Origin of the sequence: Romboutsia lituseburensis DSM 797, assembly GCF_900103615.1 — a bacterium.
In the GTDB taxonomy this organism is placed as follows: Bacteria; Bacillota; Clostridia; order Peptostreptococcales; family Peptostreptococcaceae; genus Romboutsia_F; species Romboutsia_F lituseburensis.
Window position 1 is genome coordinate 73,360 of record NZ_FNGW01000003.1, and the last position, 26,337, is coordinate 99,696.

The 26,337-nt window shown below is 28.4% G+C and carries 28 protein-coding genes; 25 read left to right on the forward strand and 3 right to left on the reverse strand.

Features of this window, described 5'->3' with window-relative positions:
- Positions 1-169: 169 nt before the first annotated feature.
- The 7 genes from BLP75_RS06150 to BLP75_RS06185 all read left to right on the forward strand — a co-directional run bounded on the left by BLP75_RS06150 (position 170) and on the right by BLP75_RS06185 (position 5,832).
- Positions 170-673 carry a PH domain-containing protein gene (locus BLP75_RS06150; protein WP_092724778.1) on the forward strand — a complete coding sequence of 168 codons (504 nt, stop codon included), beginning with the start codon at positions 170-172 and terminating at the stop codon, positions 671-673.
- The gene (locus BLP75_RS06155) at positions 657-2,123 is read left to right on the forward strand and encodes a PH domain-containing protein (RefSeq protein WP_170139127.1); all 1,467 of its coding nucleotides are present in this window, start codon (positions 657-659) and stop codon (positions 2,121-2,123) included. Before BLP75_RS06150 ends, BLP75_RS06155 begins: the two co-directional genes overlap by 17 nt.
- A gap of 142 nt (positions 2,124-2,265) precedes the next feature.
- Positions 2,266-2,685 carry a flavodoxin gene (locus BLP75_RS06160; protein WP_092724780.1) on the forward strand — a complete coding sequence of 140 codons (420 nt, stop codon included), beginning with the start codon at positions 2,266-2,268 and terminating at the stop codon, positions 2,683-2,685.
- A 248-nt stretch (positions 2,686-2,933) separates the two neighbouring features.
- Entirely contained in the window at positions 2,934-3,443 is a 510-nt protein-coding gene (locus tag BLP75_RS06165) for a hypothetical protein (RefSeq protein ID WP_092724781.1), read from the forward strand.
- A 131-nt stretch (positions 3,444-3,574) separates the two neighbouring features.
- Complete coding sequence (locus BLP75_RS06170; protein ID WP_092724782.1) at positions 3,575-4,507, forward strand: NADH:flavin oxidoreductase; 933 nt, start codon at positions 3,575-3,577, stop codon at positions 4,505-4,507.
- A gap of 175 nt (positions 4,508-4,682) precedes the next feature.
- The gene (locus BLP75_RS06180; protein ID WP_092724784.1) at positions 4,683-5,003 is read left to right on the forward strand and encodes a hypothetical protein; all 321 of its coding nucleotides are present in this window, start codon (positions 4,683-4,685) and stop codon (positions 5,001-5,003) included.
- Positions 5,004-5,034: 31 nt separating this feature from the next.
- On the forward strand, positions 5,035-5,832 hold the full coding sequence (locus tag BLP75_RS06185; RefSeq protein WP_092724785.1) for an acyl-[acyl-carrier-protein] thioesterase: 798 nt from the start codon (positions 5,035-5,037) through the stop codon (positions 5,830-5,832).
- 141 nt (positions 5,833-5,973) lie between these two features.
- On the opposite strand, the gene BLP75_RS06190 is transcribed toward BLP75_RS06185, so the two are convergent.
- On the reverse strand, positions 5,974-7,308 hold the full coding sequence (locus BLP75_RS06190; RefSeq protein ID WP_330385791.1) for a nucleobase:cation symporter-2 family protein: 1,335 nt from the start codon (positions 7,306-7,308) through the stop codon (positions 5,974-5,976).
- A 187-nt stretch (positions 7,309-7,495) separates the two neighbouring features.
- On the reverse strand, positions 7,496-8,188 hold the full coding sequence (locus BLP75_RS06195; protein ID WP_092724786.1) for a cyclase family protein: 693 nt from the start codon (positions 8,186-8,188) through the stop codon (positions 7,496-7,498).
- 581 nt (positions 8,189-8,769) lie between these two features.
- Here BLP75_RS06195 and ftcD point away from each other — a divergent pair.
- The 14 genes from ftcD to BLP75_RS06265 all read left to right on the forward strand — a co-directional run bounded on the left by ftcD (position 8,770) and on the right by BLP75_RS06265 (position 20,252).
- Entirely contained in the window at positions 8,770-9,714 is a 945-nt protein-coding gene (gene ftcD, locus BLP75_RS06200) for a glutamate formimidoyltransferase (RefSeq protein ID WP_092724787.1), read from the forward strand.
- A 13-nt stretch (positions 9,715-9,727) separates the two neighbouring features.
- Entirely contained in the window at positions 9,728-11,275 is a 1,548-nt protein-coding gene (locus BLP75_RS06205) for a dihydroorotase (RefSeq protein WP_242872389.1), read from the forward strand.
- A 113-nt stretch (positions 11,276-11,388) separates the two neighbouring features.
- Positions 11,389-12,000: a cysteine hydrolase family protein gene (locus BLP75_RS06210; protein WP_092724789.1), complete on the forward strand. Its 612-nt coding sequence runs from the start codon at positions 11,389-11,391 to the stop codon at positions 11,998-12,000.
- 91 nt (positions 12,001-12,091) lie between these two features.
- Entirely contained in the window at positions 12,092-12,646 is a 555-nt protein-coding gene (locus tag BLP75_RS06215) for a UbiX family flavin prenyltransferase (protein WP_092724790.1), read from the forward strand.
- A complete protein-coding gene (locus BLP75_RS06220; protein WP_092724791.1) occupies positions 12,647-13,987 on the forward strand; it encodes a UbiD family decarboxylase in 1,341 nt (446 codons plus the stop codon).
- Positions 13,988-14,040: 53 nt separating this feature from the next.
- Complete coding sequence (locus BLP75_RS06225) at positions 14,041-14,310, forward strand: BMC domain-containing protein (protein ID WP_278335047.1); 270 nt, start codon at positions 14,041-14,043, stop codon at positions 14,308-14,310.
- A 12-nt stretch (positions 14,311-14,322) separates the two neighbouring features.
- Entirely contained in the window at positions 14,323-14,763 is a 441-nt protein-coding gene (locus BLP75_RS06230) for a hypothetical protein (protein WP_092724792.1), read from the forward strand.
- 11 nt (positions 14,764-14,774) lie between these two features.
- Positions 14,775-15,134: a BMC domain-containing protein gene (locus BLP75_RS06235; RefSeq protein WP_092724793.1), complete on the forward strand. Its 360-nt coding sequence runs from the start codon at positions 14,775-14,777 to the stop codon at positions 15,132-15,134.
- Positions 15,135-15,181: 47 nt separating this feature from the next.
- Positions 15,182-15,457, forward strand: coding sequence for a BMC domain-containing protein (locus BLP75_RS06240; RefSeq protein ID WP_092724794.1), 276 nt, complete (start codon positions 15,182-15,184; stop codon positions 15,455-15,457).
- 5 nt (positions 15,458-15,462) lie between these two features.
- Entirely contained in the window at positions 15,463-15,879 is a 417-nt protein-coding gene (locus BLP75_RS06245; protein ID WP_092724795.1) for a hypothetical protein, read from the forward strand.
- Positions 15,880-15,896: 17 nt separating this feature from the next.
- Positions 15,897-16,169 carry a EutN/CcmL family microcompartment protein gene (locus BLP75_RS06250; RefSeq protein WP_092724796.1) on the forward strand — a complete coding sequence of 91 codons (273 nt, stop codon included), beginning with the start codon at positions 15,897-15,899 and terminating at the stop codon, positions 16,167-16,169.
- Between the two features lie 2 nt (positions 16,170-16,171).
- On the forward strand, positions 16,172-17,974 hold the full coding sequence (gene ade, locus BLP75_RS06255; RefSeq protein WP_242872390.1) for an adenine deaminase: 1,803 nt from the start codon (positions 16,172-16,174) through the stop codon (positions 17,972-17,974).
- A 221-nt stretch (positions 17,975-18,195) separates the two neighbouring features.
- A complete protein-coding gene (locus BLP75_RS06260; RefSeq protein ID WP_092724798.1) occupies positions 18,196-18,906 on the forward strand; it encodes a flagellar brake protein in 711 nt (236 codons plus the stop codon).
- 92 nt (positions 18,907-18,998) lie between these two features.
- Positions 18,999-20,252 carry a zinc-binding metallopeptidase gene (locus BLP75_RS06265; RefSeq protein ID WP_092724799.1) on the forward strand — a complete coding sequence of 418 codons (1,254 nt, stop codon included), beginning with the start codon at positions 18,999-19,001 and terminating at the stop codon, positions 20,250-20,252.
- A gap of 49 nt (positions 20,253-20,301) precedes the next feature.
- Here BLP75_RS06265 and BLP75_RS06270 read toward each other — a convergent pair whose 3' ends face one another.
- On the reverse strand, positions 20,302-21,645 hold the full coding sequence (locus tag BLP75_RS06270) for a uracil-xanthine permease family protein (protein ID WP_092724800.1): 1,344 nt from the start codon (positions 21,643-21,645) through the stop codon (positions 20,302-20,304).
- Between the two features lie 312 nt (positions 21,646-21,957).
- On the opposite strand from BLP75_RS06270, the gene BLP75_RS06275 reads away from it, so the two are divergent.
- From BLP75_RS06275 to BLP75_RS06290, 4 genes are read left to right on the forward strand one after another with little or no spacing between them, the layout of a single operon-like run.
- Positions 21,958-22,719 (forward strand): GntR family transcriptional regulator, encoded by a 762-nt coding sequence (locus BLP75_RS06275; protein WP_092724801.1) that lies wholly within the window; start codon positions 21,958-21,960, stop codon positions 22,717-22,719.
- A gap of 39 nt (positions 22,720-22,758) precedes the next feature.
- A complete protein-coding gene (locus BLP75_RS06280) occupies positions 22,759-23,550 on the forward strand; it encodes an FAD binding domain-containing protein (RefSeq protein WP_092724802.1) in 792 nt (263 codons plus the stop codon).
- Positions 23,544-24,005, forward strand: coding sequence for a (2Fe-2S)-binding protein (locus BLP75_RS06285; protein WP_092724803.1), 462 nt, complete (start codon positions 23,544-23,546; stop codon positions 24,003-24,005). The genes BLP75_RS06280 and BLP75_RS06285 overlap by 7 nt, the downstream gene beginning before the upstream one ends.
- The gene (locus BLP75_RS06290) at positions 24,002-26,284 is read left to right on the forward strand and encodes a xanthine dehydrogenase family protein molybdopterin-binding subunit (protein WP_092724804.1); all 2,283 of its coding nucleotides are present in this window, start codon (positions 24,002-24,004) and stop codon (positions 26,282-26,284) included. Before BLP75_RS06285 ends, BLP75_RS06290 begins: the two co-directional genes overlap by 4 nt.
- Positions 26,285-26,337 lie beyond the last annotated feature (53 nt).

Consider the following 26,337-nt stretch of genomic DNA (forward strand, 5'->3'; position numbering starts at 1 on the left):
CTCTTTCATTATAAAATAATTAGATTTTAAATTATATAGCTATTTATACTTAAATAACATCCATTTATGTCATGCATATAGAAATTAAAAAATTTAAATGTTATTATATGAAAGAACAAATTTATAAATATGTAAATTAAAATTTTATGAAAAAGGATGTGAAATATTTTTGGAATATAAAAAGCTAAGTAAAAAAGCAAAAAAGTCTTGGTTTTTATCGAGGCTAGTAGCTACTATAATAGTAGGAATTTTATTAGTTGGGGGAGTATGGATTGTAAATTATAAATTAGAGTGGGAATTTACATTAATGTTTAAAACTCCAATAAATGTAATAATAATTATTATACTATTACTATTATTATTAAATACTTTTGTTTATCCTATAATAGAGTATAAACAATGGGAGTATATGATAAGTGAAGATAAAGTTGATTTTAAGGAAGGCATATTTTCTGTAAAAAGAACTATAATTCCAATGATTAGGATTCAACACATTGTAATTAATGAAGGGTTTATTAATAGAATATTTTCTCTTGCAAGTATAGATATACATACAGCCGGAGGCGTACATACAATACCAAACTTAGAATTAAAAGATGCAAAAGAAATTAGTGAGTATTTAAGAGCTAAAATAAGTGCGAAGGTGGAAAATGAAAATGATACCTGTAACTAGAAATCACTGGTCAGAAATGCTTTTTATGACTTTTGAAAATATAGTTAATTCAATTGTTTATATAATTCTTGGGTTAAAAATGATAAAAGAAGGGGCAGTATTTATTTTACTAGGATTTATATTATTTTATTTAACAATAATTATAATAAAATGGAGATGCAACCTTTTCTATGTTAAAGAAAATACTATATTTGTAGAAAATGGAATATTTAAAAAAACAAAAAAAGAAATACCAATAGAGAAAATAACTACTTTAGATACAAAAACGAATATTTTAAATACATTACTAAACACATCAAGGTTAAATATAAATACAGGTGCAATAAATAATTCAGGAGATATAGAATTTTCATTTACTTTAAAAAAATATCAAATAGAATGTATAAAAGAAATAGTTTCAAATAATACAAATATTTTATGCAAACAAGAATTAATAGTTAAGGAAGAAGATTATAGATCCAAAGAGAATTTATACAAAATGACATTTAAGGATATATGTTTATATACAATAACTAAAAGTAAAATTTATGTTATTTTAATGGTTAGTTTTTTGTATAGCATATTAGATGATTTAATCGGAACAGATAAAGTAAGTAAATATATAGATGATTATAGCAAAAATTTAGAATATTTATATGAAAATATATCAAAGAGTAATATAGCAATATTGATTTTTATAGTAATTTCATTTTTAATATTTATTTACATATTATGTACTTTAATTTGTTTTATATATCATTATGTAAAGTATTACAATTTTACATTACAGAGAATAGATAATAATATATTTATAGATTATGGTCTTATTAGCAAAAAGAGCTTTAGTTTTAAGATCGAACAAATTAATTCTATAACGTTTGATCAAAATTTAGCATGTCAATTATTGAATTTATGTAATATAAATATAAGCGTAATAGGCTATCAAGATGATGACATGGCATCACAAGCGTTATTATATCCATTAGCTAATAAAGCATTAAAAGAGGAAATAATAAAACATATAGTGTATGAGTTTGAATGTTGTGGAGAAAAAATAAATCCTCCAAAACATTCTATAAGCAGGTTTCTAATAAAAATATATCTAATCAGTCTGATAATATTATTACCAGTATTTTATTATGTAGATATGTACTCATGGATAATGTACACCATATTATCTATGATATTAATAATTCAAACTATCAGTGGATATAGGCTTTATAAAAATACTAGTATAAAAATTGGTAAAGGAAAAATAGAAATAAGTAGTGGTAGCATAAATAAGTATAGCACTATTATACCCGATGAAAAAATACAATCAATCGGATACAAACAAAGTATATTTCAAAAGAAAAAGGATGTATATGATTATAATATAGATGTATGCTCAAATAATACTGGAGATTTAATTAAACTTAAAAATTTAGATACAAAAATAATAAAGTATCTAGAAGAGAAATCAGTTATATAAAATAGAGTCTATTGGGCTCTATTTTTGTATAAAGAAAAAATAAATTTAAAGGATAAAAATTGTTGACGATTTAAATGATAAATGTTATCATTTAAATAAGATTACTGATAAAGATAATCATTTGCGATAAGGAGGTATGTTTATGAAAATAATATATTGGAGTGGAACAGGTAATACGGAGGCTATGGCAAACTTAATAGCAAAAGGTGTTTTAAATAGCGGAAAAGAAGCTGAAGTATTAAGTGTAGATAAAGTTAATATAGATGATGTAAAGAATGAAAATATTTTAATACTAGGATGCCCTTCAATGGGAGCTGAGATGCTAGAAGAAAGTGAATTTGAACCATTTATACAAGGATTAGAACATTTTGGACAAGGTAAAAAAGCATTATTATTTGGATCTTATGGATGGGGCGATGGAGAATGGATGAGAAACTGGGAAGAACAAATGAAACTATATGGTTTTGAAATACCGATTGAACCAGTTATAGTAAATGAAATGCCAGAAGGAGACGATAAACAATTGTGTATCAGATATGGTGAACAGATAGCTAAATTGTAATAAAAAAATTAATATATATTAGACTAAAAATAAAATATCCCTTAAATTATTTAATGATAAAAAGTAGACTAAGTTAATATTAGCCTACTTTTTATTGTTAAATAAGGAAAAAAAATACAAAAAATACAAATTTTATAAAAGTTCATTAATACTTATAATGAATAAAAGCATCTTTTAAAACAGATATTAAAATTATAAAAAAATTTAAAAATTAAAATAGAAATATAATGATTTAAAAGGAGATTGCTATGAATAAAAAAATAGTATTTAGTATGATTGCTATAATATTTATATTTTCTATATTTTCTAAGAATATATACGCAGCGCCCCCATCTTTAAGAGAGCTAAAAGCATACGCAGAGTATAATGAAGTTTTCAACAGAATAGAAGATATAAGAAACAATATTACGTTAATAAAGGTAAATCAATCTACTGCTAAAAATAGTTCAAATAAAATACAAAGAGAAGTAAATTTTTTTGTTACTCAATTAAACTCTATAGAAATAGAAATTGAGAAAATTAAAAAAGAACAGTACAATTCAATGCCAGATCAAGTATGTGGAAGAGAACTAATGATTATATGTGAAAGTTTAAAAATGAGTATAGAACAATTAGTTTTATTATTAGATATTATAAAAGCTGATGAACCTGTGGGAAGTGATTTGTTTTATTCTGAATATTTATTTCATTCATACTATCATTTAAATTTATCAGATGATGTTAGTGCGTATGTAGAGAGATATTATAATTTTAAATAAAAACTAAAAGTAATATTACTTTTAGTTTTTATTTATTTGAATATTATACTTACTAAAAAGTGCGTACTTTAAAAAAATTTTGTATAGTATTATACTAATCTTACTAATTTAGAAAAGGTAGGATTCATAATATGAAAACTTTATTTGATAAAACAAAAATATTAAATATGAATATGAAAAATAGATTTATACCTGAATATAAAGAATTTACTGACAAGATACACAAAATTGGATCAAATATAATAATGCAAATAGTTTATGGTGGATTTATGACAGATTACAATACAAAAATCAGAACAATATGGGGACCATCAACAATGAAAAATGAAGTCATAGGCACCTGGTCTAAAGAAATGAGAAAAGAAGAAATAAAGTATCTAGTAGATGCATATGGACAAGCTGCAAAAAGAGTAAAAGAATCTGGGTTTGATGGAGTGGAAATTCATGCAGGTCATGGCTACTTATTAAGTCAATTTTTATCACCGTATTACAATAAAAGGAAAGATGAATATGGAGGAAATATTGAAAATAGGTCAAGAATTATATTTGAAATATTCAATGCAATGAGAAAATGTGTAGGGAATGATTTTCCAATACTTATAAAACTAAATTCATATGATTATGTTAAAGAAGGTGGATTAACAGAAATAGACAGTTTATATGTTGCAAAAAAATTAGCTAATTTAGGCATAAATGCTATAGAAGTTACAGGAGGAAATGAATCTATAAAGGAAGTTGTAGATAGTAACATGGGAGCAGCTAGAACTAAAATAGTAATATCAAAAGAAAAAGAATCATATTTCAAAAGTTATGCAACTAAGCTATCTAAGATTGTTGATATACCCGTTATTTTAATAGGGGGAAATAGACATTTAGATGTCATGGAAGATATATTAAATAATTCTAATATACAATATTTTTCATTATCGAGACCTTTAACAGCTGAGCCAGACTTAATAAACAGGTGGATAAATGGAGATAATAAAAAGCCAAAATGTGTATCTTGCAACAAATGTTATACTACACATGGAAAGAGATGCATATTAAATATAAGAGAATCTTAAAGGTTTATAATAAAGGCTTAATACTTATTTGTATTAAGCCTTTTAATTTATTTTATTATTTTTTAGGATGTGAAATATATAAAGTAGAAAAGTTGACAAATTCAACAAAAAGGATTTTAATATATTTTGTAGAATTTAACAAATTTAACAAAATAGAATGAGGGGGGAGTTACTAATGAATGATAGATACAGGCTAAATGATACAATACAATATCTGTATAATCAAATGTTAAGAGATGGGATACTACGAGAAAGTAAAAAAGAACAGGTTCAATATATATTAGATATGATATCCATATATAATAATGATAAACTGGACATGATAGAAGATATAATTGAAAATGTAAAGTTGTTTGGATATAAAGAAGATCATATTTTGCCATTATACACAAAATTATTAGAATGTATAATAGATGCAGATCAAAAACTAGATATAGATTTAGATATTGGAAAATACCAACCTACATATGAAATTGATAAGTTACTAGGATGGTAGTATATTAACTGAGTATTAAGGGGATGAAAAAATGGTTCATATATTTGAAAAAAAGTATGAAGTTACATATAGAGATACAAATGTAAGGCAAGAATGTAACTTATCAGCGTATATGGAATTTATGGTAGATGCAGCATTTTGTCAAGAAGCTACTTTAGGACTTTCTATATCAGACTTAATAGAGAGCAATCATACTTGGGTGATTTATGATTATAAAATAAAAATACATAAGTATGCAAACTATAGAGATAAACTAAATGTAGTCACATATGTTAAGCGGTTTAAAAAATTTTATGCTATTAGAATATTTGAAATATACGATGAAAGTAATACTTTAATAGTAGAAGGAGAAACATTAGCATTTTTTATAGATATGATAAAAGTTAGACCATGCATTATACCTAAGTATTATTATGAATTATATTGTGTGGAAGAAGACAATAAAGAACCAATTAAAAAATTAAAACTAAAGGCACCTGAAAAAATCACTCATGAAAAAGAATTTGAAATCAGATATGGAGATATTGATTTAAATCTACATGTTGGTAATGTTCAATATGTAAAATGGATTATGGAAACTATACCATTTGAAGTCATGACTAATTATAGAAATAATCATATCAAAATAAAATATGAAAAAGAAATAAAATATGGTGAAAAAATAAGAGTTCAAACACAGATTGAAAAATCAGAAGATAACATTGTAGCAATGCACCAAATAATTGATAAAGAGGATAAAGAAATAGCTTTATTAGAAAGTCATTGGGAAAAAATAAATGATAATAAAAACTTTCTTAAAAATTTAAACATAGAACAGAATACAAAGTAATAATAAACATATATTATATAGAGTATTATAGGGAATATTTATAAAATAAAAGATTGTTAATCTTTAATATATATTTGAAAAAATTTAAAATAACAAAAGATGTGTACTTTTATACACATCTTTTACTGTTTAAAATAAAACTTAATCTTCGTCTTTTAAGCAAATATTAAGAGTTAAAGCTGCAATTGTTCCTGTACTTATACCAGATGCAAATAACATTTGAAGAGATTGAGGTAAATTGCTTAATAAATCGGGTCTAGTTGTAATACCAAGACCTAGTGCAATAGAAACTGCTATAATTAAAAGATTTCTATTGTTCATTTTTACTCTACTTAAAGTTTTCATACCACTAGCAGCTACAACACCAAACATTACTACACCAGCACCGCCTAAAACGGGATTAGGTATAGATGCAACAATAGATCCTAATTTTGGGAAAATGCCAAGAAGCATCATTATTATACCTGCCATAACAACAACATGTCGGCTAGCCACCCTAGTCATAGGTATAAGTCCTACATTTTGACTAAATGATGTATTTGGCCCAGCACCTAAAAAACCTGCTATAAAGCTTCCTATACCATCAGCTAAAACACCACGGCTCAAGTCATCGCTGTTAGGTTCTCTTTGAGATGCTTCACCAACAGCTATCAGACATCCAACAGTTTCTATTGTAGTTACTAAGTAAGCGATTATAAAAGGTACTAAACCAGCTAAACTAAATTTAATTCCATATTTCAAAACTAGTGGAATACCAGGAACTCCAATAATAGATGCTTCTTTTATAGGATTAAAGTCAACAAGGCCTAGAGGTATACATAATAAATATCCTAAAGTCATACCAATAAGTATAGAGGCACTGCTAAAAACACCCTTACCATATCTATTAAGAAGAATAACTATTATCATGACTATTAAAGCAACACCAATATTAGTCATACTGCCATATGTAGGAGATCCAACACCTCCAGCACACCAGTCCATAGCAACTGGAACCAATGTAAGTCCAATTAGAGTAACTACAGTACCTGTTACAACTGGAGGAAAAAATTTCATAAGTGGTTTTATAAATCGGCTAAGGATCATTTCAATAAATGATCCAAGTATTGTGGCACCAAGAATTCCTGCTAGACCCATTGAGGTGCCAACAGCAATAGATGGACCTACAAATGTAAAGTCTGTTCCCATTATGCATGGTAATTTAGAACCTACTTTTCCTAATCCTCTAGCTTGAATAACTGTTGCAATACCAGCTACAAATATCGCAGCGCTTACCATCATAGCAGTAGACTGGATATCAAATCCAATAGCGCTACTTACAACTAATGGAACTGCAACTATACCACCAAAAGCAGCAACAATATGTTGAAAACCTAGAAGCACAGAAAGTTTTAGTTCTGGTCTATCGTCAATTTGATAAAGCAGGCCAGAATTTTTTGCTTCTTTTATCATTTGAGAAGAATCTGTTTTATTCATTAATACTCCTCCTCAATATTTAATTTTGCTAGTGATATATTTTTAGTGATATTAAAGTATAGAGTGATAAGTTTATTTTAATGACACATTTTAAACAAGTTTTATGTATACATCATATGTATATATGTATACAAAAAAAGCTTAACTAAGAATCACAAATGATTTTATAGTTAAGCTTTTTTATTTATTAATCTTCGATAAGAGCTATAGCTCTTATTGGTGAACCTGAACCAGCTCTTATTTTTAGGGGTAGCCCAAAGTACAAGAATCTTTTATTGACAACCTTATCTAGGTTGCATAGATTTTCTGTATTAGTGATATCATATTCACCGCATACTAGATGGCCTGAAAAATCTAAATCATTAGGATGATCAATAGCAGGAGCATCCACGCCTATATTTACAACTCCACATTCAGCTAAATATTTAGCGGCATTGTAACTAAGTCCACTATATTCGGTTTGCCATTTTTCAGTTCCAAAATTTCTATCATAATGGCCTGTATACATTAAAACTATATCACCTTTATTCAATTCTTCTTTGCATTTTTTAACAGCCTTTTTTATATCATCAACTTCTATGTATCTATCAGGCTCAATATGTGATAAATCTATACATATAGCGCTACCAAAGAAATAATCAAGAGGCATAAAATCAATAGTTTTACCGCTAGGCTTGTACTCCCAAACAGCATCACAATGAGTTCCACCATGTTCACTTATAAGTAAGTTTCTAGCAGAAAAACCTAGTGTCTTGCTACCTGTCTTTTCCATATTTTCTTCATGCGTCATGTTAGTCATAATAAATGTTGGTTGATGCATTGGAAATACGGACATACCTTGAAATATTTCTTGAGACAAATCAATTACTTTTAAACTCATAAAAATTCCTCCTAAAAGTGTTGTTGATAATACATATTCATAAACTAAAAAAAATATAATCAAATTACAAGCACTATAACTATAACTTTAAATATAAAATTATTAATTAAATTTCAAAAGTTAAAAAATTTAGTAATAATTATGTTATTTAAAAATATAATTTATTAAACAAGCACAAAATAAAAAGTTTATAGCTACACTTTAAAAATTTTATTAACTTCCAACCTTACTTGTAATAGAAGTGAAGCTATTATTTGGGTAAAGTATGAACTTAATACATACTGCTTAGATAAATTTTGTATATTATATAGGGATATCTATATATTTAAACAAAAGAATACTTAGATAAAATAAGACCTAAGGAACATTTTGTTTATTTAAATTTTTTATAGGGCTTTTAAAATAATAAAAATTTAAATAAAGCCTAATTAATTTTTACAACACATAGATTAGTTCTAATTGTGTTAAAAAACCTTAGTTTACATGGTTTTTATGAGGTTAAGATAAATGAAGATTTGCTTGTTTTAATAATTTATCTACTTATTTAATAATTAAATTTTAAAGATAAGGAGATAAGTGAAATGGAAAAAAAACAATATGTATTAGCTGTTCCGAATTTTAGCAATGGTAGAGATCATGATGTTATTGAAGCTGTTGTTAATGAAGTTAGAAAAGTTAGTGGAGTTAAATTAGTGAGTTATGAACCTGAACATGACTTTAATAGAACTGTGGTTACGTTTATAGGTCAACCACAGCCTGTAAAAGAAGCTCTAGTAAATATGGCAGCAAAAGCTTGTGAGCTTATAGATATGAGAGAGCACAAAGGTACACATCCAAGAATAGGTGCTCAAGATACCCTTCCAATATTCCCATTTAAAGATATAACTATAGAAGAATGTGTTGATTTAGCTAAAGAAATAGGAAATGAATTACATAATAAAACTAAAATACCGATATATTTTGCTGGAGAAGCAGCAAGAAATGAAGAAAGAAAGGCATTTGCTTATATAAGAGCTGGTCAATATGAAGGTGTAAGAGATTTATTAAAAGAATGCAAAAATAATGAGGAAAGAAAGCAAGAGTATGAAAATAGAAAGCCAGATTTAAGTGTAGATGGCTTAATAAGTGATACTGCAGGAGCTACTATTTGTAGTGCAGAGACAGATGGGCTTACTGCTTATAATATATTTTTAGGTACTGAAAATATTCAAATAGCTAAAGAAATAGCTAAAGGATTAAGAGGTCCTACTGGAGGATTCTCTACAGTAAGAGCTGTTGGAATAAAATTTCCAGAAAGAGAAGGCGTAGTTGTTTCAATGAACTTATTAGACTGTTCTAAAACCCCAATGCATAGAGCTTTTGAGTTTGTAAAAAGAGAAGCTGAAAGATACGGTGTTATGGTTACAGGTACAGAACTTGTAGGTCCAATAAAATTAGATTATATATTAGATAGTTTTGAGTATTTCTTTAGATTAGAAGGATTTAGAAAAGAGCAAGTACTAGAAACTCATTTAATGGATATGTAGGAGGGGTAATATTATGGTTGATGTAATTATAAAAAATGCGAGAATACCGCAAGGTGATAATACAATAGTTACTAATATATTAGTTAAAAATGAAAAAATAGCAGGTTTTGTTGATGATATAAGTATGATAGATGCTAAAGAGGTAATAGATGCAAATGAAAATTTAACGATTCCAGGATGTATTGATTCACATACTCACTTTATGTATCAAGGATTCCCACATAGAGAAAACTTTTTAACAGGAACAGCAGCAGCTGCAACAGGTGGTGTCACAACTATAATAGATATGCCATGTTGCTCAGTTCCTTCTGTTAGAAGCATAGAGCAACTTGAAACTAAATTAAGCCTATGTGGACCACAAGCAGTAGTAGATTATGCTATGTGGGGTGGTGTTACAGGTGAAGATGTTAGAGAAGGTTGGATGCACAATGTTAAAGAACAAGCAGATTATGGTGTAGTAGCATTTAAAGTATATATGACTCCATCAGTTCCAACATATCCAAGGGTAACAGACCCTGAGATGTATGAATGCTTTAAAGCAGTTTCAAAAACAGGGCTTCCAATAGGAATTCATGCTGAAAATTTTGCAATGTGTGATTTTTATGTTAACAAATTTAAAAATGAAGGTAGACTTGATGGACCAGCATGGGCTGAGGCTAGAATGGAACTTGCTGAAAAAGTTGCAATAGAATTAGGAATAAGCTTTGCAGAAGCTAGTGGAGCTAGACTTCATATAGTTCACATGAGTACAGGTATAGGAGCTAAATTAGTCAAAGATGCTAAGATGAGAGGCTTAGATATAACAAGTGAATCTTGCCCTCATTACTTAACATTAAACTATCAAGAATCTATGAGTAAATATGGTCCACTTGCAAAAATAGCTCCACCTCTTAGAACTAAAAAAGATAATGAAGAGCATTGGCAAGGAATAAATGATGGAAGTATAGACTTTATAGCTACAGACCACGCTCCTTATGAAATAGAAAGTGAAAAACACAAAGAAGGAATGAATATATGGACTTCATTCCCAGGAATACCAGGTGTTGAAACTATGGTTCCAGTTGTTGTAAGCGAAGGCTATAACAAAGGTAGAATATCTTTAAGTAAATTAGTTGATATATTAAGCACAAATGCAGCTAAACATTACGGATTATATCCTAAAAAAGGAGCTTTAAATATAGGTTCAGATGCAGACTTTACTATAATAGATTTAGAAAAAGAATGGACGATAGATCCTAAAACTATGGTATCTATGTGTGGATATACTCCACTTGAAGGAATGAAACTAAAAGGAAAAGTTTTTAAAACTGTAGTTAGAGGAAATTTAGTATATCAAGATGGAGAAAACGGTACATTAGGTAGTTTAGATAACTATGATGTAGTATTTAATAATCCAGAAGAATTAACAAGTGGAGAATATAAAGTAAGTTATAGAAAAGAACATCCTGAAGTTATATTAAACCATGTTAAAAATATAAAAGGTATAATGGTTAAACCAGGATTTGGTAAGTTTACTAAGAGACAACAAATAATGAAATTAGATAAAAAAATAAAATTTTAGATAGATAATAAAATTATGTTAACAGTTTTTATGCTATGCACGGATACAATCTTTAATTAGTGCACGGCTTAATTTACAAATTAATTATATAAATTTATAGGAGGATTTAATTTATGCCTAGACACGGTATTGTTGTTATAGATATGTTAAATGATTTTGTTGGAGAGAAAGCTCCACTTAGATGTCCAGGAGGAGAAAAAATCATACCAAATCTACAAAAATTATTTGCATGGGTAAGAGAAAGAAATGCAAGAGGTCTTGATGATATTCAGTTAATACACATACAAGAAGCACATAGAAAAAATGATGCTGATTTTAGAGTGAGACCAGTTCATGCTGTAAAAGGAACTTGGGGTTCTGATTTTATAAAAGAGTTATATCCACAGGGCGAGGAATATACTATACCTAAGAGAAGACATAGTGCATTTGCACATACTGATTTAGATTTATATTTAAGAGAGGAAAACTTAGATACCGTTGTTGTAACAGGAGTTTGGACTAATGTATGTGTGAGAAGCACAGCAAGTGATGCTTTATATAATGCATATAAAGTTATAACTTTAAGTGATGGAGTGCATTCTAAAAATGATGAAATGCATGAAGCAGGACTTAGAGATTTAAGCATATTTACTAAAATTATGACAATAGATGATTATATAGATGCTTGGGAGAAAGGTATTGATCCATGGCAAGGTGGTGGAGATAAAGAAAACAAAGTAGAATAAGGGTAAATAAATTTTAAGTAAGGAGCTTGTGCTAAGCTTCTTACTTAAAATTTATATTAGTACAGGTAAATTAAAGATGGGAGAAAACTATATGAAAATTATAGTAGGAATATCTGGAGGAAGCGGTGCAATTTATGCGCTAGGAATATTAAAAGCATTGAAAAGCCTTAATATAGAAACGCATTTAGTAGTATCTAATATGGGTGAGTATGTAGTAAATCATGAGTGCGGAGTTGATTTAGACGAGCTTAAAGATATGGCAGATTTTTATCATGAAAACTATAACTTAGCAGCGCCTATAGCGAGTGGATCATTTAAGACAGATGGAATGATTATAGTTCCTTGTTCTATGAAAACTTTATCTGCTATAGCATATGGATATAGTGATAGTTTGCTTACAAGAGCTGCAGATGTTTGTATAAAAGATAGAAGAAAGCTGGTGATTTTACCAAGAGAGACACCGCTTAGCTCTATTCATTTAGAGAATATGTTAAAACTTTCTAATTTAGGCGTAACTATTATGCCCCCTACACCTGGTTTTTATAATCATCCTCAAGATTTAAGTGATATTGTAACTTCTATAGTTGGAAGAAGCTTAGATCAGTTAGATATAGATCATAATTTACTTAAAAGATGGGGTGAGTAGATGGAAACTCAAATGTTAAGATATACCTTAGATAAGCTAAATAATTTAGGATACACAAAAGTTTGTAGTAAAAAAGTTGATCCTAAGTTTGAGTTAGGAGCTGTGCTTAAATATTTTGATAATGAAGTACCAATTATATTTAAAAATGTCAAAGGTTATGATATGCAATTAGTTGGTGGGCTTTATGGAAATAGACAAATATTTTATGACCTTATGAATACGAACAAAGAAAATAGAATTTTTAAGTTTATGGATGCTATAGCAAATCCACAAGAAACAAAACTAATTTATACAGGACCTATCAAAGAAAATATAATAACTAAAAATATAGATATAACGAAATTACTCCCAACGCCTACTTCACATGAGAAAGATTCTTCTAGTTTTATAACTGCAGGTATGCTTTTAGTTAAAGACCCTGAAACAGGAGATACTCATATGGCAGTTAGAAGATTTCAGGTAAATTCTAAAACTAATATAAGTACTCTTATATCAGGTGCATCACCTCATTTGAGAGAAATAGTTAGAAAAAGCGAAGAAAGTAATAAGCCTGTAGAATGTGCAGTGGTTTTAGGATATGATGCTGAATATTTGATAGCATCTCAGATAAGTTCATCAAAGTATGGGCTAGATAAGCATAAAGTCTACAGTGCATTGAAAGGTGAAGCATTAGAAGTTGTAAAATGTCATAGCGTCGATATAGAAGTTCCTGCGTATTGTGAAATAGTATTAGAAGGTGAAATTGTTCCTAATAAAAAGGTAATAGAAGGGCCATTTGGAGAATTAATGGGATATTATGGTGAGGTAGCACCGAACCCTGTAATGGAGATAAAATGTATAATGCATAGAGATAATCCGATATTTCAGCATGCGTTTCCTTGCAGAGAAGAACATTTATCAAATGGACTTATAAGAGAAGTTGAAATATTTAGTGCATTAAGTAGTGTAGTAGATATTAAAGATGTAAATGTAACTATAGGGGGAGGATGTAGATTACACGCTATAGTTAGTATAGATAAAAAAAATGAAGGCGATGGAAAAAGTGCAATATTGTCATCACTAGGAAGTAGTAAGGATTTAAAACATGTAGTAATAGTTGATAGTGATGTTGACATATACTCATATAAAGATGTTGAATTTGCACTAGCATCTAGAGTACAAGCTAGTGATGACATTGTTGTAATAAAAAATGCGCTAGGAAGTGCACTTGAAGCATCTCATGTATATAAAGGCTTTAGTGACAAAATAGGTATAGATGCAACCAAGCCATTAAATGAAGAAAGCTTTAAAAGAGCTATAATACCTGAATATGAAGACATTGATATAACTAATTATTTTTAATAAAAATACATAAAAAAGACGTTTAATAAGTATTAAAAGCAACCTTAAGAGAGGTGAAAATTTTGAAAGCATTAGGAATTGTAGAAGTGAAGAGTATGATAGGTGCAATACAAGCTGCAGATACTATGTTAAAATCAGCAGATGTTGATTTAGTTGATATAAACTTAGTAGGATCTGGAATAGTTGCGGCTATAGTAAAAGGAGACGTTGCAGCAGTTAATGCAGCTGTAGAAAATGGAGAAGAAAGTGCATCAAAAATTGCAGAAATAATATCGACAAATGTAATAGCAAGACCACATGATGAGGTAAGCAAAATATTATAGGTGGTGAAATAAATGGCAAACCCACTAGCTAGAACCATAATGAATAATATATCTAAGAAATCAGAAAATAAAAAAATAGAGGGAAATTTACAAAAAACTACTAATGGTGAGTGTGTAAAAAATATAAATGAAAAAGAAAAAAATATTTTAAGAAATATATTATATAAAAATAAAGTAAGTTTAAATTCTTTAAATAGTATAAAAGAAAGTAAAAAGAATATTAATTCAAATATTAGGATTCAAGAAAAATCACTTCAAAAAAATAGCATAGATGATTTACTAAATAAATCTAATAACAAAACTAATGAATCTCTTAGTAAAACTAAACCTAAAATAAAAACTCAAAGTCTTAAAAGTTTAAATTTAAATAGTAAGTGTGAAGAAAATATAACAAAACATACATCAGAAAAACAAATAAAAAAAATAACTAGCTTAAGAGATTTAGCTAAATAAGGGGGAGTACTATGAGAAAAGCCCTAGGTATGATAGAAGCAGTAGGTTTAACAACTGCAATAGCAGCATTAGATGCAGCCAGTAAAGCAGCAGATATTACACTAGTTGGATACGATAAAGTAATAGGGGTAGCAAAATCAGTTAGTGTTACTATACATATTGCAGGAGAAGTAGCGGCAGTAAATGCAGCTATTGAAGCGGGTGTTGAAGCTGGAAATAAGGTTGGAACAATAGTTTCAAGTAAAACAATAGCTAGACCACATGAAGAAATTGATTTTTTAATAAATGAATTTAAAAGTAATTTAAAAGAAAAAAAATCTAAAAAAGAAGAGAAGAAAAACTCTAAGAAAAAAGAGGAAAATAAAGAGTAATAGTTTAAATAAAAAGAAAGATATTCAAATTTAGGAGGTATAAGTTTATGGGGCAAGCACTAGGAATGATAGAAACTAAAGGATTAGTAGGAGCTGTAGAAGCTGCAGATGCAATGGTGAAGTCAGCTAATGTAACGCTAATGGGGTATGAAAAAATAGGATTTGGACTTGTAACAGTTATGGTAAGTGGTGATGTAGGAGCAGTAAAAGCTGCAGTTGATGCAGGAGCAGATGCAGCAAGAAATGTAGGAGAACTTCATTCAGTTCATGTAATACCAAGACCACATTCAGAAGTAGAAAGAGTAATACTTAATAGAGAATAATATATATGGAAAATAAAAAAAGCTTAACTCAAAGTATCTTAAGTAATATAGGAAATAAAATCAGAAATCCTTTAGAAGCTAAAAAAGATAACAATGATGTTAAGCTTAATTTAAATTCATTTATAATGGTTCCTATAAATCATCCTAAAGCAAATGAAGTAATAAAAATTTTAAATGATAATAAAAGTAAAGCAAATAATTTAGAAACGAAAATGATAGATACTAGTGTTAAAAATAATATAAACTCAGAAGACTATAAACAAGAAAACTCGGAATCAAGTATAAGATTAATAATAACATTAAATGATATTTTAAATAATTTTGGAAAAGAAAGAATTATAATACCTAAAAATTCTATAATAACTCCATTAGCTAATGACTACATAAAACAAAAGAAAATAGAGGTTATTTTTACTAAATAAAAGTAGGGGATGAAATAATGCAAATAGGTAAGGTGATAGGTACAGTAGTTGCAACTAGAAAAGATGACTCTTTAGTTGGAAGTAAATTAATGATAACTCAACCTTTAAATTTTAAGAGTGAATTTGATGGAAAACCATTAATTGCGGTAGATACAGTTGGAGCGGGAATAGGTGAGTTAGTTATTTTTACAGAAGGAACAGCTGCTAGAAATGCAGCTAAAAAATATGATTCATCAATAAATGCTGCAATAGTAGGTATAGTTGATAATATAGACGTATGGGAGGATTAATTTTGAAATATATAAAACAAGCAATGGAATATAAAGAGTTAATAGATACTCTTATGAGTGATAAACACCATGCAGATATTGTTTTGTATGGTGGGAGAGTTGTAAATGTATTAACACGAGAAGTATATAAAGCAGATATTGCTATAAAAGGCAAATATATATTAATGGTTGGAAATTGCGAAAGTTTAATAGGAGAAAATACTATTGTAGTAGATGTTGAAGGCAAGTATTTATCTCCTGGGTTCATAGATTCTCATATGCATTTTGAAAGTAGTATGCTGACTATAACTGAATTCTCAAGACTTTCTATACCATCAGGAACCACAACATTAATAGCAGATCCACATGAAATAGGAAACGCATTAGGTCCTATTGGTATGAAAGCTATGGCGGATGAAGCAAGTAAGGTTGTAAATCATGTTAGACTTGTAGTGCCAGCGTTAACTCCAGATTGTCCAAGTTTAGAAACTGCAGGTGTAGATGTAAGCTCTAAAGATATGCAAGACTTGCTAAACTATAAAAACATTATAGGAATAGGAGAGTTACAAGGTTTTAGTAATGCAAAACATGTATATAGAAATACTCCTGAAATAATAACAGATTTGCTTGCATCAACTACATATGCAAAAAGTATAGGAAAAGTAGTTGATGGAAACGCTCCTGAATTATTTGGAGAGGAGTTAGCAGCTCATATAATATGTACTGGAGGCAAATGCTCTTGCCATGAAACTACGACAAAAGAAGAGTGTATAGAAAAATTAAGACAAGGTGTATATGTGTTTATGAGAGAAGGATCAACTCAAAAAAATATGGCGCAGTGTATAAGAGCTGTTACAGAAGAAGGATTAGATTCTAGAAGATGTATATTAGCAACCGATGATATGGTAGCAAAAGATCTTGAAAAACTAGGCCATATGAATGAAATAGTTAAAAGAACTATTAATCAAGGTGTAAATCCAATTGAAGCTATACAAATGGTTACTATAAACCCTGCTACATATTTTGGTCTAGAAGATAGAGGTGTATTATCTCCATCTAAAGTAGCTGACATTGCTATTATAAATGATTTAAATGAAATGGATGTAGAAGCTGTATTTATAGATGGAAAATTAGTTGCAGCTGAAGGTGAGTTAATAGTAGATTTACCTAAATATACTTATCCAAATTGTGTAAAAAATTCAGTTAAAAGAGAAATGTTAATAGATGCGGATTTAGAAATAAGAAGTGAAAAAAATAATGTTACAGTTAGATGTATAAGGGCAATACCAGATCAAAATTTAACTGAATGCATAGAAGAGGAAACTGCGGTTAGAAATGGTGTAGTTCAAAGCGATGTAGCTAATGATTTATTATATATAGCTTGTGTAGAACGATATGGTAGAAATAATAATATAGGAAAGGCATTTGTTAAAGGATTCGGACTTAAAAAAGGTGCTTTTGCAGAAAGCGTAGCTCATGATACTCATAATATAACTGTTGTTGGAACTAATATAGGAGATATGGTAGTTGCTGTTAATAAAGTTATAGAAATGGGCGGAGGGTTAGCAGTTGTCAATAATGGCAAAGTACTAGAAGAACTTAGGTTGCCAGTAGGAGGACTTATAACAGATGAACTTACAGGAACTGAAGTAAGTGAAAAAATATCTAAGTTAGAAAAGATAGTAGAGAAAGATTTAGGTGGAAGATTACATGCTCCATTTATGCATCTATCTTTCTTAGCACTATCAACTAGTCCAAAGTGGAAAATAACAGATAAAGGTCTTATAGACGTTAACAATTTTGAAATATTAGATCCTATAGTTTAGATTATGTTACTTAGATTATAAAAAGAAGCTATATTTATATAGTTTCTTTTTATTTTAAAGAAAAAATAGACTTAAATATTAAAAAAATAAAATATTTTGAAATGTAATGAAATGTAGAAATAAGTAATTATTTGTAGTACAAAAGAATATATACAAAAAATAAAAAATTTATTATACTTAAAATATAGACAATTAAATAAAATTAGGAGAGATGTGATAAAGTGATATTTGATTTATTTTCAAAAATGACTCAAAAGTCCGCAGAAAAAGCTATAGATAGGTCAATTGATGAATATAGCAAGACTTTAGAGGAAGACATAAATTTGATGGTACGTATGATTTACAATAGAAAGACGTATACAACAGATGTAGAGAGTATAAATAGTAGAGAGGTAGTTTTTAGATGTCCTATAAATGAATATGATCATGTAAGATTTAAAAATGGAAACAATATAAAAATAGATTTTGTAAGTTATACAGGGTTATATACAACTAGAGTAACAATAGTAGAAAAAATTATAAAAGAGGATATTACATATTATAAAGGTGAAATTACTCAACCCATAGAAAAAAAACAACGAAGAGATAATTATAGATTGCCAATCTCATTAGACTTAACCTATACATTATTACCCAAAGAAATTACTGAATATGAAGGAAGTACGCTAGACATAAGTGTTGGAGGAATGCTTATGGAAACATATGAAAATATATATCAAACTAAAAATATTAAATTAAAAGTTGATATAGAAGATAAAATATATGAAATAAAAAGTTATATAGTTAAAAAGAGAGAAAATTTTTCTAATGGAAAATATTTTTATCATGTTAAATTTGAAGGTCTAAGCAATAAACAAAAAAATGAAATATCTAGATTTATATTTGATAACAGAAAAATGCAATGTAAGAATATAAAAACTAAAAAAAATTAGAAACAAAAATTTTAACTAGTCTAAATATAGCTGCCTTAAAACTACGTTTTAAAGCAGTTTTTTGTATTTAATAATATATGGAGGAAAGACGTATGACAAAATGTAATAAGACATCAATTTTTATTGTGCTTATAATCATGGTAGGATTATTAATAATTACTAAAGATATATATAATGTGTATTCTAGCAATGATATAGGCCAAATAACAGAAGAAAATTTAGGTTTGTTAAATAATAAAATAACGTCAAGAGAAAAGAATGAAATTAAAATGTTGCTAACATTAAAAACATATTTATCAGAACTTGGATTAAATCAAAATCAAATAGACCCTAATTTATTAGAATTTAATTTATCCAAAATTATAAATGATAAGTTAAATGATTACACAATAACATACCTACTTAATGGATATGAATTTGAATATATAGATGATGAATATAATTTGCAAAACAAAACACTAGAAAAATTAAAATCAGTAGTCAGTAAAAGTGATTATAATTATTTAAAAGAGCAAATAGAACTTTATGAATATGGAGACTACGAATCATATGAGTCGTTAGAAAATATAGAGTGGGTACTTGAAGATTATAGCTTAAAACATACAGATATATTAATATCATATCTAACAGAAGGCAGCAATTTAGAGTTAGAGGCATTTTTCAAAATAAATAAAAATCTAGAACTTAAGTATGAAAATATAAAAAATATAACACCTGATAAATTGTCAAATTCAAATATTACTGAATATAAAAGCATTTGGAATAATATAAAATATATATTACCTGATTCGGGGCTTAAAAGCTTTGATGAGATATATTTTTCAACAGATGGAAAAGATAATGAGTTAGCTTATGTAATGCCTAACAATGAAGACGGAAGCAGATGGATACTTAATATAGATCCTAAAGATGTATTGAACGAGGAAAATAAAAATTATTTTTATGAAACTATAATTCATGAATATTTTCATTATATGAGTTTAAATAGCAATCAAGTTACTTATACTTATGATTATGATACAAGCAATTACTGTGAAGAAGGAATATCATCTAAGAAAAACTCATATATAAATGAATTTTATAAAAGTTTCTGGACTGATATAATTGATGACAGAAATTCAAATAATGATAATTTATATTTTTATGAAAGGCATAAAAATAGTTTTGTAGATGAATATGCATCAACAGATCCAAGTGAAGATATAGCGGAAACCTTTAGTTATTTTGTATTAGAAGATAAACCAACGGGAAAAAGTGTAAAAGATGAAAAAATAAGATTTTTTTATAAATATAAAGAATTAGTAAAGTTAAGAGATGAGTTAAGAAATAAAATTAATAGTTTGTAAAGACAAAACCACCAAATATTATAATATTCGGTGGTTTTATCTTTATAGATTATTTATCTATATTCTCTCTTTCATTATCTTCATCTTTTAAAGATTTATTAGGTAGTATTATATTAAGTGTAAATGCAATAATAGCTGCTAATATTACAGGCGAATCACCTATTATAGATATTAACCAATTAGGAAATTGAGATATAGAGTTTGGCACTAAATATATTCCCATACTAAGAGCTAATGCCAAGCTTACAATAGTTGTGTTTCTAGTAGAGAGCTCATCCTTAATTATTAATTTAATACCTGTTAATGTTATCATACCAAATACAGTTATAGTAGCACCACCAAGAACACAGTAAGGAATAGTAGTCATAATGGCACCAAATTTAGGGATAAATCCAGCCAAAAGCAGAAATAGTGCAGCTAAGCCTAAAATATATCTACTTATAACTTTTGTCATAGCCACAATACCAACATTTTGACTAAATGAAGATGTTGGAAATGCTCCAAATATAGAACTTATTAAAGTACAAACACCGTTTCCTATAAGTCCTCCAGATAATTCATCATCAGTTATTTCTCTATTTAAACCAGCCATAGTAGTAGCAGATAAATCACCAATTGTTTGTACTGAATTTACAACACAAATTATTACCATGGAAATTATGGCAGAAGCATTAAAATCCATTCCAAATTCGAAAGGTTTAGCAAAAGCAAACCAACTAGCTTCTTTAATTGGAGAAAAATCAACAATTCCAAATAAAATTGAAATTAAATATCCGACTAAAATTCCACAAAATATAGAAGCTAATTTTAAATAACCTTTACAAAATTGGCTAACAATCAATACAACTAAAAGAGTTATAAATCCGATTAGCCAATTTTTAGTAGAACCATAATTAATAGATCCTATTCCTCCAGCCATATAGTTTATAGCAATGTCATATAGAGAAAGACCTATAACGAGAACAACAGTACCTGCAACAACAGGTGGAAATAATCTTCTTATTTTTTTTATAAACATTCCTACTATAATCATAGAAATTCCACCAATCAATTGAGCTCCAAGGATACCGCTGATTCCATATTTAGCTCCTATTGCTGTAAGTGTTGGAACATAAGCAAAACCAACTCCAAATATAACAGGTAGTTTAGCTCCTATTTTGCCAATAGAATAAAGTTGTAACAAAGTTGAGATTCCAGAAAATATTAATGCACATTGAATTAAGGTCATTTTTTGTTCTAATGAAGCATCAACAACTCCACAAACAATAATTGGGACAGTTACAGTTCCAACTATCATAGCTAAAATATGTTGAAGTGATAATGGCAATGCTTTAGACAATGGCGGCCTAGAGTAAAACTCAAAGATAGATGAATTTTGAATATTTTTTTTCAAGTAATATTCCTCCTAAAATAATTTTTAAACCTTTTGTCTAATCATCTGAGGACTTTTTATATAGATATTCAAGTTAATAATTTAAAATGCAAAAAAATTTGAAATTTAACAGGTACAAGCCACATATAAATATTTATATAAGCATATTTTATACAAATAATTAAAATGAAGAAAAAAAGGGATTCTAGTTAGAAGATGACTAATAGAATGTGTTGAAATGTTTTATATAAAAAAATTATAATTATATTAATCAAAAGATTAAGTCATCTGATGACCTGATTACAGTAGAGATTAAATTTATGGGGGATAAATATGAATAAAAAAATAAAAAAGGTCAACAAGGTGAGTGCTGTTCAAAAGGCTTTAGAAAATTTAAGAAAATACATAGATGAGAGTAATATAAGCGTATTGCCATCTGAAGATGAAATCGCAAACGCTTTAGGCGTAAGTAGACTTACATTAAGAGAATCTATAACTATACTTGAGAAAGAAGGATTAGTATCTAGAATACAAGGTAAAGGAACTTTAATAAATTCATTTGTAACTAAACTAGATAATAGAATTGATTCTGGGAGTGATGTAGAAGGTGCATTAAGAAGACATGGTCATGAAGTGAGATTTAGTGTAGTTAATTTATATTATAAGACTGCAAATGAATACGAAAAGCTTCAAATGCAAATTGAAGAAAGTAATAATGATGAGATTTTAGTTATAGAAAAGGTTCTTTATGCAAGTGATGAGCCTGTGGCATTATATATAGATAGAATACCAGCAAAAAACTTAAAAACAGATTGTGAATTTAATAAGGAATATTTTGAACCAACGATATTTCCTATTGTAGAAAAAATATGTGATTTAAGCATAACTCATGATGTTGTTAAAATTATTCCATTTTCATGTGATGAAGAATTAGCAAAACTATTTAACTTAAATGTAAATACACCTTTAATAACATTTGATGTATTAGAGTATACAAGAGATGGAGCGGTTGCAATGTATAATACTGAATATTATACAGGCAAAATGATTGACTTTACAATTTGCAGAAATGTAGCATACAGATATAATCATTAAAAATATGAATATATTAAAAATTAATTTAGGAGGTAAAAATTGTTTATTATAAAAGAAATTTATAAGCCAACTTCTATAGAAGATGCTTACAATATGCTAATATCTCAAAAAAATAATACAATACTAGGTGGAACTTTATTTTTAAGAATGGGCAATAAAAGAATAAATAAAGGAATAGATTTATCTAGTTTGAATCTCGATTATGTAAAAGAATACGATGAATATATTGAAATAGGAGCAATGACAACTCTTAGAGAGTTAGAAATTAATGACTTAATTTTGAAAAATTTTAAATCTATATCAGAATCAGTAAAAGATATTATAGGAGTTCAATTTAGAAATATAGCAACTATAGGAGCTAGTGTATTTTCAAAATATGGATTTTCAGATGTAATAGTCTCTCTTTTATCATATGATACTTATGTAAAATTATTTGATGGTGGCATAATTAAATTAGAAGAATTTTTAAAAAGAAAATATAAAAAGGATTTATTAACTCAAATATATATAAAAAAAGATAATACCAAGTCAAAATACATATCTATGAGGAATGAAAATAGTGATTACCCAATATTAAATGTAAGTGTATCAAAGCAAGGTGAACAAATTAAAATCTGTATAGGTGCTAGACCAAAACGAGCTATGATAGCTAAAAGTGCAAGTGAATTTTTATCATGCAATCCAAAGACAATTGAAAATATAATAAAAGCATCACAAATTGCATCAAAAGAACTGGAATTTGGAAGCAATATAAGAGCAAGTCGTGAATATCGTATAGAAGTTGCAAAGGTACTTGTAAAAAGAGCTATATTGGAGGTAGAAAAGTGCTAATAACAACTACAATAAATAATAAAAAAACAACTATTGAAATAACACCTGGTGAATACTTAGTTGATACACTAAGAAGGTTAGGAAACTATAGTGTAAGACGAGGGTGTGATACTTCATGCTGTGGATTATGTAGTGTATTAATAGATGATAAACCAGTACTATCATGTTCAATGTTGTCTATAAGATCAGATGGCAAAAAAATAACTACTATAGAAGGTTTACAAGAAGAAGCTAGTAAATTTGCAACATTTTTAACAGGAGAAGGTGCTGATCAATGTGGGTTTTGCTCACCTGGATTTATACTTAGTGTTATAGCTATGAAAAAAGAATTAGAAAATCCAAGTGATGAAGATATAAAACATTATTTAGCAGGAAATCTTTGCAGATGTACAGGGTACGTAGGACAATTAAGGGCCATAAAAAAGTATTTAAAAAGTGAGGAAGTGAATCAATGAATATAGTCGGAAAGGGCATACCTAAAATAGATGGAATGGGGATAACAATGGCAAAACCAGTATATACAGACGATTTAGTTCCCACAGATGCACTAATTATAAAAATACTTAGAAGCCCTTATGCAAGTGCAGTTATAAAAAATATTGAAATATCGAAAGCCTTAAAAATAGAAAATATAGAATGTGTATTGACGTATAAAGATGTTGGAACTACCAAATTTACATTAGCAGGTCAAAGTTACCCAGAAGCATCTCCATATGACAGATTAATACTTGATAAAAATATAAGATATGCAGGGCAAGAAGTCGCAATAATAGCTGGAAGTAATGAAGATTCTATAAAAAAAGCAATGAAACTTATAAAAGTACAATATGAAGTGTTTAATCCCATATTAAATATGGAAGAAGCAATAGATAATGAAACTATAGTGCATAAAGAGCATTTACACAATAATGTGGATTTTGGTATGCAAAGGCATAGAAATATAGTAGTGGATTATGATAAATCATTTGGAGAAGATATAGAAGGGATTTTCAAACAATGTGATATAGTTGTTGAAGATTCATATTATACGCAAGCACAAGCGCACGCTATGATGGAAACATATAGAGCATTTAGTTATATAGATCAACATAACAGATTAGTAGTAACAACATCAACTCAGATACCATTTCATGTAAGAAGACAATTATCACAAGCATTAGAAATCCCAATTCGAAATGTTAGAGTTATAAAGCCTAGAATAGGTGGAGGCTTTGGAGGAAAACAAAATGGATGCGTAGAAATGTTTACAGCTTTAGTTACATTAAAAACTAAGAAGGCATCTAAAATAGTATATGATAGAAAAGAGACATTTAGTTGTAGCAGTAGTAGACATTCAATGAAGTTAGATGTAAAAATTGGAGCAGATAAAAAAGGAAAAATAAAAGCAATAGATATATATGGATTGTCAGATTCAGGAGCTCATGGAGAACATGGATCGACTACATTTAACTTGGCAGGAGAGAAGACATTACCGATATACTCAAGGATAGAGGCCGCAAGGTTTAGAGGGCAGGTAGTGTATACTAATAAGATGCCTGGAGGCGCGCTTAGAGGATTTGGCGCAACTCAAGGTACTTTTGCTGTAGAATCAACAGTGAATAAGTTAGCTAGTCAATTAAACATGGATCCGACTGAATTAAGGCTTTTAAACATAGTAAAAGAAGGAGATATTTCAGTAGCATACAATAAACCTCTAAGAAGTGCAACTCTTGATAGATGCATAGAAAAAGGGAAAAAAATAATAAATTGGGATGAAAAATATCCATTTGTAAAGGTATCCGATAGCATAATAAGAAGTGTAGGTATGGCTGTTGCGATGCAAGGATCTGGCGTTGCAAAGTTAGATTGTGCATCTGTTGAAATAAAGCTAAATGATAGTGGACACTACACACTTTATACAGGTTCAGCTGATATGGGAACCGGAAGTGATACAATACTTGCACAGATTGCAGCTGAGGAATTAAGAACAACTATGGATAATATGGTAGTTCATTCAGGAGATACAGATATATCACCATATGATACAGGATCTTATGCATCATCTACAACATATGTGACTGGGATGGCAGTTATAAAAAGTGCAAAGGACTTAAAAGAAAAAATAATAAAAGAAGGTGCAAGATATTTAGATTTAGATACTAGTGATGTATTATTTGATGGCAAATATTTAAAAGATAAAAATAATGAAAATAAATTTATTAGCTTATGTGAAATAGCTAATAAATCAGTTGTAGGATATAAAAGTGAACGTTTAATAGGATTTGGGTCATATGGTAGTGAGGATTCTCCACCACCATTTGTTGCAGGGTTTGCAGAAGTTGAGATTGATATAGAAACGGGAAAAACAAAAGTGGTAAATTTTGTATCAGTAATAGATTGTGGAACAGTTATAAATAGGAACTTAGCAAGAATACAAGCAGAGGGTGGAATTGTGCAGGGGATAGGAATGGCTTTATATGAAGATGTTATATATGATAACAAAGGAAGAATGATTACAAATACATTTATGCAATATAAAATACCATCAAGAAAGGATATAGGAAATATTATAGTGGACTTTGAAGAAAGCTATGAACCGACAGGTCCATTTGGTGCAAAATCTATAGGAGAGGTTGTCATAAATAATCCTTGTCCAGCCATTGCAGATGCTATTTATAATGGAATAGGAGTAAGAATAAATACACTTCCAATAACTCCCCAAAAGGTATTAATGGGATATAAAGAAAAAATTTAAAATAAAAAAATTAAAATAAAACTCATTTGTAGTAATAAATATAATAAGCGCTA